The 12525-nt window shown below is 74.5% G+C and carries 17 protein-coding genes and 1 pseudogene; 6 read left to right on the forward strand and 12 right to left on the reverse strand.

Annotated elements, in window-relative coordinates:
* Nucleotides 1-74 precede the first annotated feature (74 nt).
* The 3 genes from ACPCK6_RS16105 (at nt 75) to ACPCK6_RS16115 (ending at nt 1893) form a co-directional block, all read left to right on the forward strand.
* On the forward strand, nt 75-722 hold the full coding sequence (locus ACPCK6_RS16105) for a 5-formyltetrahydrofolate cyclo-ligase (RefSeq protein ID WP_396879826.1): 648 nt from the start codon (nt 75-77) through the stop codon (nt 720-722).
* A 63-nt stretch (nt 723-785) separates the two neighbouring features.
* Complete coding sequence (locus ACPCK6_RS16110; protein ID WP_423481510.1) at nt 786-1133, forward strand: FmdB family zinc ribbon protein; 348 nt, start codon at nt 786-788, stop codon at nt 1131-1133.
* 283 nt (nt 1134-1416) lie between these two features.
* Nucleotides 1417-1893, forward strand: a complete 477-nt coding sequence (locus ACPCK6_RS16115; RefSeq protein ID WP_423481511.1) for a flagellar biosynthesis protein FlgA — start codon at nt 1417-1419, stop codon at nt 1891-1893.
* 32 nt (nt 1894-1925) lie between these two features.
* On the opposite strand, the gene ACPCK6_RS16120 is transcribed toward ACPCK6_RS16115, so the two are convergent.
* A complete protein-coding gene (locus ACPCK6_RS16120; RefSeq protein ID WP_423481512.1) occupies nt 1926-2102 on the reverse strand; it encodes a hypothetical protein in 177 nt (58 codons plus the stop codon).
* A gap of 185 nt (nt 2103-2287) precedes the next feature.
* On the opposite strand from ACPCK6_RS16120, the gene ACPCK6_RS16125 reads away from it, so the two are divergent.
* Complete coding sequence (locus tag ACPCK6_RS16125) at nt 2288-3082, forward strand: hypothetical protein (protein ID WP_423481513.1); 795 nt, start codon at nt 2288-2290, stop codon at nt 3080-3082.
* A 10-nt stretch (nt 3083-3092) separates the two neighbouring features.
* Here the strand turns inward: ACPCK6_RS16125 and ACPCK6_RS16130 are convergent, their stop codons facing one another.
* On the reverse strand, nt 3093-3575 hold the full coding sequence (locus ACPCK6_RS16130; protein ID WP_318332268.1) for a DUF2231 domain-containing protein: 483 nt from the start codon (nt 3573-3575) through the stop codon (nt 3093-3095).
* A gap of 162 nt (nt 3576-3737) precedes the next feature.
* Between ACPCK6_RS16130 and ACPCK6_RS16135 the strand changes: the two genes are divergently transcribed.
* Entirely contained in the window at nt 3738-4166 is a 429-nt protein-coding gene (locus ACPCK6_RS16135) for a Fur family transcriptional regulator (protein ID WP_194798708.1), read from the forward strand.
* Between the two features lie 75 nt (nt 4167-4241).
* Complete coding sequence (locus ACPCK6_RS16140) at nt 4242-5093, forward strand: oxygenase MpaB family protein (RefSeq protein WP_423481514.1); 852 nt, start codon at nt 4242-4244, stop codon at nt 5091-5093.
* 13 nt (nt 5094-5106) lie between these two features.
* Here ACPCK6_RS16140 and ACPCK6_RS16145 read toward each other — a convergent pair whose 3' ends face one another.
* The 10 genes and pseudogenes from ACPCK6_RS16145 to ACPCK6_RS16190 all read right to left on the reverse strand — a co-directional run.
* Nucleotides 5107-5940 carry a RecB family exonuclease gene (locus ACPCK6_RS16145; protein WP_423481518.1) on the reverse strand — a complete coding sequence of 278 codons (834 nt, stop codon included), beginning with the start codon at nt 5938-5940 and terminating at the stop codon, nt 5107-5109.
* 123 nt (nt 5941-6063) lie between these two features.
* Complete coding sequence (locus tag ACPCK6_RS16150) at nt 6064-6678, reverse strand: MarC family protein (protein WP_013283903.1); 615 nt, start codon at nt 6676-6678, stop codon at nt 6064-6066.
* Nucleotides 6679-6709: 31 nt separating this feature from the next.
* A complete protein-coding gene (locus ACPCK6_RS16155; RefSeq protein ID WP_396879822.1) occupies nt 6710-7576 on the reverse strand; it encodes a PHP domain-containing protein in 867 nt (288 codons plus the stop codon).
* A gap of 10 nt (nt 7577-7586) precedes the next feature.
* Nucleotides 7587-8804, reverse strand: a complete 1218-nt coding sequence (locus ACPCK6_RS16160) for a TolB-like translocation protein (protein ID WP_423481515.1) — start codon at nt 8802-8804, stop codon at nt 7587-7589.
* Between the two features lie 56 nt (nt 8805-8860).
* Nucleotides 8861-9565 carry a SigE family RNA polymerase sigma factor gene (locus tag ACPCK6_RS16165; RefSeq protein ID WP_423481516.1) on the reverse strand — a complete coding sequence of 235 codons (705 nt, stop codon included), beginning with the start codon at nt 9563-9565 and terminating at the stop codon, nt 8861-8863.
* 93 nt (nt 9566-9658) lie between these two features.
* Nucleotides 9659-10510, reverse strand: coding sequence for a PH domain-containing protein (locus tag ACPCK6_RS16170; RefSeq protein WP_396879819.1), 852 nt, complete (start codon nt 10508-10510; stop codon nt 9659-9661).
* 6 nt (nt 10511-10516) lie between these two features.
* Entirely contained in the window at nt 10517-10675 is a 159-nt protein-coding gene (locus tag ACPCK6_RS16175; RefSeq protein ID WP_013283898.1) for a hypothetical protein, read from the reverse strand.
* A gap of 118 nt (nt 10676-10793) precedes the next feature.
* The gene (locus tag ACPCK6_RS16180) at nt 10794-11492 is read right to left on the reverse strand and encodes a DUF6758 family protein (protein ID WP_396879818.1); all 699 of its coding nucleotides are present in this window, start codon (nt 11490-11492) and stop codon (nt 10794-10796) included.
* A gap of 90 nt (nt 11493-11582) precedes the next feature.
* On the reverse strand, nt 11583-12206 hold the full coding sequence (locus ACPCK6_RS16185) for a TrmH family RNA methyltransferase (RefSeq protein ID WP_194798715.1): 624 nt from the start codon (nt 12204-12206) through the stop codon (nt 11583-11585).
* Nucleotides 12207-12240: 34 nt separating this feature from the next.
* Nucleotides 12241-12525, reverse strand: a pseudogene (locus ACPCK6_RS16190) (hypothetical protein); the annotation flags it as partial.

The following is a 12525-nucleotide window of genomic DNA, read 5'->3' on the forward strand; positions in this document are numbered from 1 at the left end:
CCGGAAGTTCCGCTCCCTTGGTGCGATGCTGACACAGAGCGACCATTAGGCAAGCGTTGCGTCAGGAGTGTTGCGTGCCGGAATTTTCGGATGAAGCGCACGATGCGAAGCGGGAGATGCGCATCGCGCTACTCGCCGCGCGCCGGTCGCTGTCCACGGCCGACCGCGCGGTGGCGGCGGCCGCCGTCCAGGCCGAGCTGGTGACGTTGGTACGCCGGCTGCGGCCGGCCAGGATGAGCGCGTACGTGCCGGTCGCCTCCGAGCCGGGCGGACACGACCTGCCGGACGTGCTGCGGGCCGCGCTGCCGCCCGACGCCGAGCTGCTGCTGCCGGTGCTGCGCGAGGACCTGGACCTGGACTGGGCCCCGTACACCGGTCCGGAGTCGTTGCGCGCCGCCGGCCGGGGTCTGCGCGAGCCGACCGCACCGCCCCGGGGGCGGACCGCGGTGGCCGGAGCCGCCCTGGTCGTGGTGCCGGCGGTGGCGGTGGACCGCCGGGGCATCCGGCTGGGCCGCGGCGGCGGCTCGTACGACCGCGCGCTGGCCCGGGTGCCCGCGACGGTGCCGACGGTGGCGCTGCTGCACGACGGCGAGCTGGTGGAGGCGGTGCCCGCCCTGCCGCACGACCGTCCGGTGCACTGTGTGATCACTCCGGCGGACGGGCTGGTGGCGGTCCCGGGTGTGGGCCCGGGCGCTTCCGCTGGACGAACCCGGGGGTCATGACGCACCATTGGCACTCGAAGACCACGAGTGCCAGAAGGCCGTGCCGAAGATCCGGAGGAGAACGTGCCCACGTACCAGTACGCCTGCACCGCGTGCGGCCACCAGCTCGAGGCGGTGCAGTCCTTCTCGGACGAGCCGCTGACCGAGTGCCCGGCGTGTGAGGGGCGGCTGCGAAAGCTCTTCAACTCGGTGGGCATCGTGTTCAAGGGCTCCGGCTTCTACCGCACGGACTCCCGTTCGTCCGGTTCCGACAACGGCTCCTCGACCATGAGCAAGCCGGCCAAGTCCGAGTCGTCGTCGTCGGACTCCTCGTCCTCGTCGTCCGGCTCGACCCCCTCGTCCGGTTCGTCTTCTTCGTCCGGTTCCGGGTCGACGGCGAGCAAGGCACCGGCGGCGTCCAGCTCGTCCTGACCCACTGCTCGCACGCGACACGTGGCCGTTCCCGCTCGGGGACGGCCACGTTCCGTTCGCGGCGGATGCTCGCCACCTCGGCGAGGTTGCTGCATCCGCCGATCCGGAAGCAGCAAGCTCCCCGAGCTGGCGGTCCCGGCCGCATCGGACCTCGCGCTGGTCCCGGGGAACGGTTTTCCACAAGCGGGCGGGTTATCCACAGGTGCGGGCGGTGGGCCGGCGGGAGCCGGGAGGCCGGGCCTAGCCTGCGGGTCGGATGGTTGGCCGGCGGCGGGAGGCAGCGGTGGCGGATGGCGAGACGACGTTGCGTCCGGTCCGCTGGCGCGGGCTGCCCCGGCGCCGGACGCTGCTGCGGGTGACGCTCGTCGCGGCGCTGCTGGGGCTGGCCGCCGCGGTGCTGCAGACGCCGCCGTCCTGCCCACCACCCCGCGTCCGGCCGGCCACCTCGGCGACGGCGTCGCCGTCCGGCGGCATCCCCGCGCTGCCGGCCGGTGCGGTCGGCGTACCGATCCGGCTGGCCGAACCGGCCGCCCTCGCGGTGCTGCGCCCGGGTGCCCGGGTCGACCTGCTCGTCGTGCCGGCCGGCGGTACGCCCGACCCCACGCTGCTGGCGCCACGCGCCCTGGTGCTCGACGTGGTCGGCGCCACCGGGGCGGTCGACGGCTCCTCGGCGCTCTACCTGGCGCTGCCGCCGGAACAGGCCCGGCGGGCGGTCGGGTTGCCGGAGGGCAGCCGCTTCGCCGTGGTGGTACGCGGCTGAGGCGAGCCGGCGAGCAGCCCGCCGTGGCGCGATCAGCCCCAGTGTGGGGGACGCTCCGCGAGCAGCCAGTCGTCGTTGCCGCCGGAGCGCTCGCCCCAGCCACGGTCGGTGTCGTCGCTGGTCTGCTCGGGCAGCACCACGAAGTCGTCGCTGAGGTCGACCACGCGGTCGTCGTCGTCGCGCGGTGCCCGGATGGCGGGTTCGGTCACGATCAGCAACGATACCGCCGAACGGGCCGCAGGCTCGATCCCCCGGACCGGCCGGATCGTCCCGAGCCCGGCCGTACCGGGCCGGGAGCCGTCGGAACGCCACACACCGGGCGCGACGGGCCGGGGTGACGGTGATCGACGCGTCGGGCGGCCGACCGGCCCGGGCGTTGGTAGCGTCGGACGGCGTGACGACGCCGAGCGGTGGCAGCCCCGACGACGAGACCTGGCGACGCCCGGACCAACCGGCACCCGCCGGGGAGAACGCCCCCGGGGCGGTCCCCGGGGACGGCGCGGACGCCCACCCGGCCGGTCCCGGAGCCCGCCCCGGTGACGCCGGTGGAGACCGTGAACCGGACCGCACCGCCGAACCCGACCGCACCGCCGAACCGGCCGGGATCGCCGGGCAGCCCGAGCCGACCGCCCTCCCGGCGGAGCCGGCACTCGCGGCGGAGCCGGCCGCCCCCACAGCAGAGCCGGACGCCTTCCCGGCAGAGCCAGCCGTCACCGAGGGCGTCGAGAGGGCCGGAACGGTCGCCGACAACCCCGAGGCGGCCGGGAACGCCAGCCCGTGGTCGCGCGAGGCGGCCACCGAGAGCCCGTGGGCCCGGCCGGAGGCGGCAGGCGGCTGGACGGTGGCCGGCGGCGCGTGGCCGGGCACGCCCGGTGCCGGCCCGCCCGCCGTCGGCCCACAGTTCGGGGGCGCCGCGCCCGCCGGCCCACAGTTCGGGGGCGCCGCGCCCGCCGGTGGCCCACCGCCCTCGGGGTACGCGGGACCGCCGCCGAGCACGCCTCCGCCGCCCGGCTGGCGGCCACCGGTACACGTGCAGCCGTCACCGCCCCGCCGGCTCCCGCCGCAGGACATGGCCGCGATGGACCAGGCGGAGCAACGCGCGCAGCGGCTCACCTACGGCATCGGGGCGGCCGTGGCGGTGGTGCTGGTGCTGCTCACCTGCCTGCTGTGCTCGCGGGTGCTGTTCTGACCCGCAGCGGTCAGACGACGCCGTCCCAGACCATCTTGGCGCCGCTGTCCCCGGTCAGGTAGACGTACACGAGCGCGAAGACCGCGAGCACCGCCACCACGACGGTGAGCACGATCGGGAGCCAGCGGGGCAGGTTCCGGCCCGCGACGAAGCGGCTCGTCGACAGCACGAGCAGCAGCGCCACGACGCCGAGCCCGAGCGCGAACCAGAACAGCGTGTCGCCGTACTCGGCGTGCTCGTGGATCTGCTGCAGCCGGTCCGGCGGGTAGCCCTTCGCCCGAAGGGCCTCCTCCAGCTCCTCCCCGGACTCGGTCGCCACGAAGGCGACGATCGGGGTGACCACGGCGAGCGCCGCGACCGCCCAGCCGAGGCGGGGCCGCCAGCGGGGCAGCACCCCGTAGGCGACGGCGAGCAGTGCCAGCAGCGGCACCAGCACCACCGCCGCGTGGATGACGAGCACGTGGACCGGCAGACCGTTGATTTCCCTGAACACCGACACCTCCGGCGAGTGGGTGGTTTGGCGCGCTCAGCGTACGGCGTGAGGCCGTCTTCCTCGATACACGAACGCGTGGCGGCGCCGGTTCACCTGTGGCCCCGGCCACGGGTGAACAACGCTCGCTTGTCGGCCCGCCCGGGCCCGTGCTGTCATGGATCCATGTCCACAGGTGAGGAGCTGCTCCGGTCGAGGGGCCTACGGGTCACCCGGCCGCGTCTCGCCGTGCTGGACGTGCTCTCCGCCGGCGGTCACCTGGAGGTCGACGAGATCACCCGGCGGGTACGCCGGCGGATCGACTCGGTCTCCACCCAGGCCGTCTACGACGTGCTCGGCGCCCTGTCCCGGGCCGGCCTGTCCCGCCGGATCGAGCCGGCCGGCAGTCCCGCGCGGTACGAGGCCCGGGTCGGCGACAACCACCACCACGTGGTGTGCCGGGGCTGCGGCGAGATCGCCGACGTGGACTGCGCGGTCGGCAGCGCCCCCTGCCTGGACCCGAACGTGGCGCACGGCTTCGAGCTGGACGAGGCGGAAGTGACCTTCTGGGGCCTCTGCCCGGCCTGCCAGTCCCGCCGCTCCGCCGACGACTGACCGGAGCGCCGAGGACGGCCGCCGCCGGCCGCCGCACCGGGGACGGCCGGCGACGAGGCGTGGCACTCTTGATCGGTGGACACCGAAGACCTCGGCCTCTTCGGTCCGGGATCGGTCACGTGGAAGGTGCACGAGGAACCGATCCTGATCGTCGCCGGCCTGCGCTCCCTGTATCTCCAGGCGCTACATCCCCGCGCGATGGCCGGCGTCGCACAGAACAGCAACTACCGCACCGACGCCTGGGGGCGGCTGGTCCGCACGGCGACGTACGTGGGGACGACGATCTACGGCACCACCGCCGAGGCGGAGGCGGCCGGGCGACGGCTGCGCGTGCGGCACGCCCGGATGCGCGCCACCGACCCGTTCACCGGTGCGGAGTTCCGCGTCGACGAGCCGGACCTGCTGCGCTGGGTGCACATCACCGAGGTCGAGTCGTTCGTGAGCACCGCCCGGCGGGCCGGGCTGGCGCTCACCGACGACGAGGTGGACGGCTACTACACCGAGCAGCGCCGGTCGGCGGCCCTGGTCGGGCTGGACCCGGACGACGTGCCGGGTACCGCCGCCGAGGTGGCGGACTACTACCGGGACGTACGCCCGCAGTTGCGGATGACCCGGGAGGCGGCCGAGACGGCGGTGTTCCTGACCGCGCCGCCGCTTCCGTGGAAGCTCAGCCTGCCGGCGCGGGTGGGACTGAACCTGGGGCCGCCGCGCTGGGCGTACTTCGGGATCGCCGCCACCGCGCTGGGGATGCTGCCGCCGTGGGCGTTGCGGCTCTACGGCGGGCTGGGCCTGCCCACCACCGCCCTGTCGGCGGACCTGAGCGCGCGGGCGCTGCGACTGGCGCTGGCCGCGGTGCCCCGGCGTTACCGGGAGGGCCCGTTGCAGCAGGCCGCCAAGGAACGCGCCGCACGCCTGACCGCGGCCTGACGGCGCCCCACGCTCACTCCGTGTCGGCGAACCGCTCGACCGCCGACCAGGGATCCTTGCCGGGGGTCTGCGCGCCGGTCGGGCACGTACGCCGGTAGTCGCACCAGCCGCACCGCGGGCCCGGCTCGGCCGGGAACGCCGCGTCGGGGTCGGTGCCGTCGGCCACCGCGCGCTCGGCGGCCATGATGTCGCGGGCGGTGTCCTCGGCGCGGGTGAGCTGCCGGTGCAGGGACTCCGGCGTGTGCTCGTGCGCGGCGACGGTGCCGGTGGGCAGGTGGTGCAGCTCGACCCGGCGGCACGGCTTGCGGAACACCCGCTCGGCCGCGTACGCGTAGAGCGCGAGCGCCTGCGAGCCTCGCGCGTCGTCGGTGTCGAGGCCGGTGCGGCCGGTCTTGTAGTCGACGATGACCAGCTCGGGCCGCCCGTCCGGGCCGGGGCGCGAGTCGATCCGGTCGGTGCGGCCGTTGAACGCGAGCACAGCGGTCTTGACCGCGACCACCCGCTCCACGCCGACCGGCTCGTCGGCCGGGTCGAGGCCCGCCACGTAGCTCTCCAGCCACGTCAGCGCCCGCCGGAAGGCGTCGCGTTCCTGCTCGTCGTCGCGGTAGCCCTCGCGAACCCAGGTGCCCTTGAGCAGGGTGCCGAGCACCTCGGGGCGGCGGCGGTCGGGGGCCAGCGCGTACCAGTTCTTCAGCGCGGTGTGGACGCTCGCGCCGAGCGAGTTGTGCGCCCACGGCGGGCCCTTGGGCGGCGCGGGCCGGTCCACGTAGGCGTAGCGGTAGCGGCGGGGACAGTCCGCGTACGCGCCGAGCTTGCTCGGTGTGCAGACGAACAGGCGCTCCGGCATGCCCTCGAAGCCGAGCTGCTCGGACTGCTCGGCGCGGGGCCGGGGAGCCCGGGAGCCGCTGGCTGCTGACTGTCGTCGCACACCTGAATCCTGCCATCCGGGTACGACACCGGACGGACCCGCTCAGGCGTTGTTGAGGTACTGGGTCACGAAGGCGGCGATCGCGTCGGCGATGAGCTGCACGGCGATGGCGGCCAGCAGCAGGCCGGCGATCCGGGTCAGCACCTCGATGCCGCCGGGGCGCAGCACCTTGACGATGCCGCCGGAGAAGCGCAGCACCACCCAGACGGTCACCATCACCGCGACGATGGCGAGCCCGATGGCGAGGTAGTCGACGGCCCCGCCGGCCTGCTGCACGAACAGCATGGTCGCCACGATGGCGCCCGGCCCGGCCAGCAGCGGGGTGCCGAGCGGCACCAGCGCGATGTTCGAGGTGACCTGATTGCTCGGGTCGTCCGCCTTGCCGGTCAGCAGCTCCAGCGCGACCAGGATCAGCAGCAGGCCGCCCGCCGCCTGGAGGGCGGGCAGGTCGACGTGCAGGTACGCCAGGATCGTCTGCCCCGCCACCGCGAAGATCACGATGACCCCGAGCGCCAGCGCCACGGCCTGCCAGGCGGCCCGGTTCCGGTCGCGCGCGGGCAGCGGCCCGGTCAGCGCGAGGAAGATGGGCATCATTCCGGGCGGGTCGACGATCACCAGCAGGGTCACGAAGACCTCGCCGAAGAGCTTGAGATCCACGCGGACACGGTAGCCGTGCCGTCGGATCGCTTCAGCTCGAAGCGACAGGGGTCACCCCGCGGGCCAGCGCGACGATCCGCTCGTACGCCTCCGGCCCCGTGGTGTGCGCGCCGAGCCGCACGGTCTTGTGCGTGCCGTGGAAGTCGGACGAGCCGGTGACCAGCAGTCCCAGGTCGGCGGCGAGCCCGCGGACGTGCTCCCGCTCGGCCGGGTCGTGGTCCTCGTGGTCGGCCTCCAGCCCGGCCAGGCCGGCCGCCGCCAGGTCCGCGATCAGCTCGTCGGGCACGATACGGCCGCGCCGGCTGGCCTTCGGGTGGGCGAAGACGGGCACGCCGCCGGCCGCCCGCACCAGCGCCACCGCCTGGAACACCTCGATGTCGTCCTTCGGTAGCCGGTACCGCTCGCCGAGCCAGTCCGGCCCGAACGCCTCGGTGGTGGTGGCGACCAGACCGGCCCGGATCAGCGCCTGCGCGATGTGCGGGCGGCCGACGGTGCCGCCGCCCGCGCCGGTCAGGATCTCCGTCCAGCTCACCGGGATGCCGTCGGCCTGGAGCAGCCGGACGATGCGCTCCCCGCGTTCCTCCCGGGCCCGGCGGACCCGGGCCAGTTCCGCGGCCAGGTGCGGCTCGGCCGGGTCGAACAGGTACGCGAGCAGGTGCAGCGGGATCGCCGGTTCGGCGCCGAACCACCGGCAGGAGATCTCCGCGCCGCGGATCAGGGTGAGCCCGGGCGGCAGGGCGGCGACGGCGGGCGCCCAGCCGGCGGTGGTGTCGTGGTCGGTGAGTGCCACCACGTCGAGCCCGGCCTCGGCGGCGGCCCGGACCAGGTCGGCGGGGGTCAGGGTGCCGTCGCTGGCGGTGGAGTGGGTGTGCAGGTCGATGCGGGCGGGGACGCTCACCCGCCCGACGCTACGCCCCGTCCGGCACCGTGGGGACGTCGGCCACCACCACCGGGCGGTCCTCCGGCGCCAGCCCTTCGACCTTCGAGGCCGTGGGCCGGTCACCGGCCAGCACCCGCTCGGGCTTGACCCGGACCAGCCCGCCGGTCGCGTCCACGTGCAGCGCCACCCCGGCACGGGTCCAGGACACGCCGCCGGCCAGCAGCGGGCCGGCCGGGTGGGTGACCGGGCTGGCCGGGTCGCGCAGGTCGACCAGGAGGGCGGTGCGCGACGTGCCGTTGGCGAGCAGCCACCGGCCGTCGAAGGAGACGGCGCCGAGTCCGTCGGTGGCAAGCTTCAGACCGCATCCGGTACGCACCGGGGCGAGGTCGCGGGTCGGGTCGAGCAGGGCCAGGCAGCGCTCCTCGTCCCGCCCGGCGGCGACCAGGCCGACCACCCGGCCGTCGGGCCGGGTGCCGTAGACGGTGCGCACGTCCGGGTTCACCGGGCCCGGCTGCCCGCCCAGCGCGCGGTTCCAGACGCTCATCCCGCCGTCGCCGGGCTGCTGGATCAGCACCGCGTCGCCGGTGAAGCCGACCGGCACGGCGCCCTCCGGCGCGGCGATCCGGACCGGCGCGATGAGCTGGCCGGCGACCACACCGGCGGCGATCAGGTCCGTGCCGTCCCGCCAGGCGACCTGGCGTCCGTCCGGGGAGACCGCCACCGCGTCCGCGGCGGCGAGCATGACCTGCGGCGCGGTGCCACCGACCGGAACCCACCAGAGGGTACGGCCGGCGACGGTGGCCGCCGAGGTGAGCAGCCAGCCCTCCTGCTCGTGGATCCGCTGCGCCCGTTCGACGCCGCTGACCCCGGTCAGCTGCCGCCGTTCGCCGCCGCTGGTGTCCAGCCGGTCACCGACGAGCAGGTCGAGTTCGGCGCGGACCGGCCCGAAGCGGGTGACCGAGGACGGCTCGGAGGTCTGCGGGGACGGGAAGAGGACGGGCGGGTCGCCGAGCACCACTGTGGGCGTGCCGCCGTCGCCGCCGGGCGCGCTGAACTGGGCCACCCCGGTGGTGACGACAACGGTGGCGACACCGGCCAGGGCCAGGCCGGTGAGCGTACGCCGCCGGCCCCTGCGCCGCGCCCGGCGCAGGATCTCCCCGGCCGGGTCGGCTGGCAGCGGGCGGGACGTCTCGACGCGGCGGGACAGGGTCTCCCGCAGCGCCCGCTCCAGCTCGTCGTCGCTCACGGGGAATGGACGCTCCGGGCTGCCCGTTCGGTTGTCGCCGTGCTGCCGGGTGCCGCTCATCGGCTCTTCGCCGGGATCGGGACGGCGGGGCGGACCGGAGCCCCGGGTGGGGCCGGTCGCGGCACCCGGGCGGCGGGCTGCCGCGCCGCGGTACGGGCCGGCTCGGCGCCCCGGGCCGGCGGGACGGACCGGCCGGCCGCGGCGGGCACGGACGGTTTCGCCGCGGGCGTGTCGGCGGGCGCGGGCAGGCCCAGGGCCGCCTGGGAGCCGAGCCGGCGGCGCAGCGTGTTGAGCGCCCGGGAGGTCTGGCTCTTGACGGTGCCCGGGGAGATCTCCAGCAGCGCGGCAGTCTGCGCCTCGGACATGTCCTCGTAGAAGCGCAGCACCAGCACCGCCCGCTGCCGGGCCGGCAGCGCCTGGAGGTGCCGCCAGAGCGCGTCCCGGTCGAGTTGCTGCTCGATCTCGTCGACACCGGCGCGCTCCGGCAGCACCTCGGTGGGGCGCTCGCCGTGCCAGCGGCGCCGCCACCAGCTGGTGGACGTGTTGACCATGACCCGGCGGGCGTACGGCTCGATGGCCTCGATCCCGCCGAGCCGCTTCCAGGCCAGGTAGGTCTTCGTCAGCGCGGTCTGGAGCAGATCCTCGGCGGTGGCCCAGTCACCGGCGAGCAGGTAGGCGGTGCGCAGCAGTGCGCCGGACCGGGCCGCGACGAATTCGCGGAACTCCTCCTCCAGCGGATCTCTGCTCACCACCACACTCATCTCCCCCCGTCCTGCCTGGCAGGATGCCACGGCCGGGTCGCCCGGGTCGATGGCGGAAGGTGTGCAGTTCATCCGATGTTCGGACGAAAAGTTTCAGGCTCCGTCGTCGGCCTTGGCCTCGTCGGCCTCCTTGCCGAGCCGCGCCTCGACCGCCTGCGGCTCGTACATCTCCTCGACCACTCGCAGGTAGAGCTCGTTCGGGTTGGGCAGGTTCTTGATCACCCGGAGTGCCTGTTCCTGACCGGCGGACTCCAGCACGAATGTGCCGTAGTTGAGGGCACGGCCGGTCGGGCTCTGCTCGTACTTCATGTCGGTGACCCGGGTGAGCGGCATCATCGCGACCTGGCGGGTGATGATCCCGTTGACCACCATCACCCGCTTGTTGGTCAGGATGAAGCGGTCGTACCACCAGTCGGCGACCTTCCAGGCCACCCAGCCCATGACGCCGAACCAGAGCAGCACGGCGACGGTGGTCAACGCGCCGACGTCCCGCCCGGCGAGGAAGCCGGAGAGGTAGCCGAGCACGAACGTGGCCGCCACGCCGACGATGATCGGGGTGGTGAGGTGGATCCAGTGCCGCTTCCACTCGCCCCGGTAGCGCTCGGTGGGGAAGAGGTAACGCGCCACGAGCGAGCTGGGCTCGTCCTCCAGCGGCAGCACCCGGCGGGGTGCCATGCCGGTGGCGTCGGACCGCAGTCCGGCCAGCTCCTCCTCGGAGATCGGCTGGTCCGGGAAGCCGTCCGGATCCCGCGCCCAGGCCCGGCCGGACCGCCCCTCGCCGGTGTACGCGCTGCCGTAGCCGGCGTCGTCCGCGTCCGCGTACGGGCCGGGGCCGTAACCGGCCGGCTCGTCCGGGTCGATCCGGGGGATCGGCTCGGTGTCGCGTTCCCGGCGTGCCCGGTCGGGGTCGTCCGGGTCGAAGGGTGGACCGGAGGGGCTTCCCATCGGCGGCTAGGCGACGAGGTTGGTGAAGAAGTCGCCGAAGCCCTGCGCGATGTCCATGATGCCGCCGCCGAGAGACTTGAAGACGTCGGCGGCGGAGTTGGGCCGGTACGCAACAAAGAAGATCAAGAATGCGATGCCGGCCCAGGTGAGGACCTTCTTGACCATAGCGGGCCATCCTCTCGCGCGGCGCCGGGTCCGTTTACCGCAGCGGCACCCAGAGTATCAGCATGGTGTCTTACCGTGAATATCTGCGTCCGCTCTCCGACTCGCCGTGGTGAGCCGGTCAGGCCCGCCCGTGCAGGTACGGAGACGGTGCGCCGTACACGAGTTCGGGCGGTGTCCACTCGGTGAGGTCGTGCAGCACGACTTCTTCCGCGAGGAGGTGACCCGCACTCGCCGGCCAGGCTATCGCATGGAGCCACATTCCCCGAGCCTCGCCGGCGTACGCGCTTCGATCCGTTTCGGAGCGGACGAGCCACAGTGGAGTCGGATGGCCGCCCACCCGGATCTTGGCGTGCGGCAGTCGCTCGGGATGACCAGGGCCGGGATCGGTGAGCGCCTCCTCCACCTGTGGGCCGGGGTCGGGTCCGGGCAGTCCCGCGAAGCGGGATCCGAGACCGACGCCGGGTTCCTCGGCGACGAAGATCAGGTCGGCCGGCCCACCGTCCAGGGGGGCCGGTCCGGCGCAGGCCACGAGCGTGGCCCGTACGCCCGCCCGGTCGTCGCCCGCCCAGGCCACGCCGGTGAGCGTCCAGCCCGGCGGGAGCGGCCACGGGCACCACAGCGGCATCCGGAGCCGGCCGGTCGGGTCGGGGTCGGCGGCCATCCGTTCCACCACGCTGGCCATGATCTCGGCACTGATGTGCTCCGGCACGTGCAGCGGCGCGACCGGGCCGCAGCGCACGCACCGGTGCTCGGGGTGCATCAGATCCGGCTCGCGCACCGGGCCCGCGCACTTCGGACAACTCACCGCGACAGTCACACCCTCACCGTCACCCCGGACCCGCGAGGCGTCAAGCGGGGCGGGCCGACGAGCGTGGGATTTCCGTCCGGTGGTGGACCCACGCGGGGTTCAGTCCGGCGGCGGCCCGGCGTACGACCGGATCCAGGCGTGCATGGCGATGCCGCTGGCCACGCCCGCGTTGATGGACCGGGTCGAGCCGTACTGGGCGATGGAGAACAGCGCGTCGCAGGCCGACCGGGCCACCGCCGACAGTCCCGGCCCCTCCTGGCCGAACAGGAGCACGCAGCGGCGCGGCAGCACCGCCGTCTCCATCGGCCGGGAGCCGGGCAGGTTGTCGATCCCGACCACCGGCAACCGCTCGTCGCGCGCCCACGCGACGAACTCCTCGATCGTCGCGTGGTGCCGGACGTGCTGGTAGCGGTCGGTCACCATGGCGCCCCGCCGGTTCCACCGCCGCCGCCCGACGATGTGCACCTCGGCGGCGAGGAAGGCGTTGGCGTTGCGGACCACGGTGCCGATGTTGAAGTCGTGCTGCCAGTTCTCGATCGCCACGTGGAAGTCGTGCCGGCGCCGGTCCAGGTCGGCCACCACGGCCTCGCGCCGCCAGTAGCGGTAGCGGTCCACCACGTTGCGCCGGTCCCCGGCGGTGAGCAGCTCCGGGTCGTAGCGCGGGTCGTCCGGCGGGTCACCGGGCCACGGCCCCACACCCACGTCGAGCTGGTCGTCGGTCACGGTTGCCGAGGGTACGGCCCGGCGGCGTCCCCGGTCAGCGCAGGTCGAGCGCGCCGCCCAGCCGGTCGAGGAAGCGCGTGTCGGCGGGGCTCGGCGTGGTCTGCCCGGCCCGGCACACCCGGGCGGCGACCGACTCCACCCACTGCCGGTACGCCGCCGAGTCGGCCGGATCCGCGCGGCGGCGCAGCACCCGTACCGTCGCCCGGGCGGCGGCCAGCAGGTCGACCATGTCGGTCAGGCGTTCGTCCCGCTCGGTGACGCCGTCGTGGCGGGCGTAGATGGCGGCCACCACGGCGCGGACGAGATCGCTGTCGAAGGC

Origin of the sequence: Micromonospora sp. AB353 (genome assembly GCF_049538395.1) — a bacterium.
GTDB classification, from domain to species: Bacteria; Actinomycetota; Actinomycetes; order Mycobacteriales; family Micromonosporaceae; genus Micromonospora; species Micromonospora aurantiaca.